A 2,150-nucleotide genomic window follows, 5' to 3' on the forward strand; every position below is an offset into this window, starting at 1 on the left:
GCGCTTGGGCGTTTTTTAGTTTCTTCGTACTCTTTTATACAAGTTGCTAATCCCCAGTTATAAGCATGACGTGCAACTCCTGCGTGTTTGGCAAGTATTGTTTTTTGTTGATTGTTAATTTTTAGCTTAGTTTTAAAGGATTTCATAATTATTGTTTTTGTTGGCACTAAGCGCGCAGTTCTACTGTTTCATATCTAGTTAATAAGTTAGACATAAATCTAGCGTATCACAATAAATGTCTAATTGTGTCTCACTTTGTCCAATTATTTTAATACTGTTGATAGCCCCACAAGCCAAATTGCAGTCAGGCTGGCGGAGCAAGGCTTTAGATTGAAGTTGAGCCTCATATTCAGGTTATCCGTCAAGTTTTCCCAGGTTTGGAGATAGAATCTTCTCCTCCTGAATATGTCGAAGTCATAGACAAGCATGGTATCAGCAGTATTGCCATTTCCTAGTTTCTATATCCAATAAATTTTTCCTATATTAGTTCTACTGCCTAGCTAGTTTTTACTCTTAGGCTGAGTTTTATAGCGCTACGCGCTAGGCAACAGGCAACAGGCAACAGGCAAAAGTAAACTGTGAGTGGGTTTGGTGGATTTAGGAATGTCCTAACCTAAACTTGTAGCGCTATACTATGTTTTTTATCAGATTTAGAAGAAGGAAGAAAGAAAAATGAAAAATATTGCTTTGTCTAAGTTTTCGGCTTTTGATCCTTCCTAACCTTTGCTTCGACTACTATTAAGAATCAATCACAAAATTCAGCTTTCAAATCTCTTCCCATCAGAGTTTCTACTGCCTCTTCTGGAGTAATTTTTCCATTTAATAAAAGAAAAACCTGATGAGAAATAGGCACAGGAATTTCTTCTCGATAAGCAAGATCGATCAAAACATTCGTAGTATTAACACCCTCAGCAGTACCTTGTAATTCATCTAAAATTTTCTCCAAACTTTTACCTTGAGCTAAACCATAACCAACCCGATAATTTCTACTCAAAGAACTATTACAAGTTGCCAACATATCTCCTAAACCAGATAACCCAAAAAAAGTTTCAGTTTGTCCGCCCAAATGATTACCAACCCGAATCATTTCTGTCAAAGCACGAGTTAACAAAGCTGATTTAGCATTAGTACCAAGTTCCAAACCATCACAAACTCCAGCAGCAATAGCAATAACATTTTTCAAAGTTCCACCTAACTCTGTACCAATAGGATCGGGACTACTATAAACCCTAAATAAACCAGAAGCAAAAATATTTTGTACTGTTGTTGCTGCTGCCTTATTTTTACTAGCAACTACCGTTGCAGTAGGTAATTTATCATTAATTTCTTTTGATAAATTAGGACCAGATAAAACCACAACTGAATTATTAGGAAAATCAGCTTCCCAAATCTGAGAAGGCGTCCGCCTTGTTGCTGGATCTAATCCTTTTGTAGCAGTGACAATAATTACCTTTTCTGATAATCCAATTTTTTTGATTTTTTCTGCCGTTTCATTCACTCCTTTCATAGAAATTGCCGAAACTATAATATGAACATCTTGGAGTATTTCTGATAAATTGACATTCAAGCTACGAGACCATAAATGTATTTTATGTTTATTATGACCAGCCAATTTTGCTAAAGCAGAACCCCATGCACCTGCACCTAGAATCGCTAAGGTTGCCTTTTCGTTGAATACTGGATAAGCAGAATCTAAAGTTCTAATAATTTCTCTTCTTTTATCAGCTTGGGATATGTTACTTACCATAATTTATGAATTTGATTTATTAATTAATTACGGAGGAGTCAGGAGGGAAGAAAGAAGAGGAGGAAAAGGAGAAAGTTTTTTTGGTCGCGTAAGTGGACCGGAGTTCTATCACGCTCTTATCCGGACATGATATAACTTATTCAAACCTCCAAGAGTTTACTGTAATATTTCAAACCATCCCAGATTCCCGCTGCGCCTGGATAAGGGCTGTGATAAACATTATCCATTGTTACAATGTGTTTTACCAGTTTCGATTCCGCATTTCCTACTGCAACACTTTTGAGTCCAGTTTTGAACAAAGATAAGTCATTGAGAGAATCTCCTGCTGGAATTACATTGTCTTTATTCAACCGTTCTACTAAACTTACCCAAACTTACCCATGAATGATTGCATGAGCTTTGG

Annotated in this window: 3 protein-coding genes; all 3 read right to left on the reverse strand. The window is 36.5% G+C overall.

The genetic code is table 11. The annotated features are described in order from the left end of the window. The coding region (locus tag AC3DU7_RS32040) for a helix-turn-helix domain-containing protein (RefSeq protein ID WP_488043267.1) at positions 1 to 146 on the reverse strand (146 nt) is incomplete at its 3' end. Between the two features lie 599 nt (positions 147 to 745). Next, positions 746 to 1,747, reverse strand: coding sequence for an NAD(P)H-dependent glycerol-3-phosphate dehydrogenase (locus tag AC3DU7_RS32045; RefSeq protein ID WP_488043265.1), 1,002 nt, complete (start codon positions 1,745 to 1,747; stop codon positions 746 to 748). 140 nt (positions 1,748 to 1,887) lie between these two features. Continuing rightward, positions 1,888 to 2,097 (reverse strand): HAD family hydrolase, encoded by a 210-nt coding sequence (locus AC3DU7_RS32050; RefSeq protein ID WP_488043266.1) that lies wholly within the window; start codon positions 2,095 to 2,097, stop codon positions 1,888 to 1,890. Positions 2,098 to 2,150: the final 53 nt, after the last annotated feature.

The sequence above is a fragment of the Okeania sp. genome, assembly GCF_983059655.1.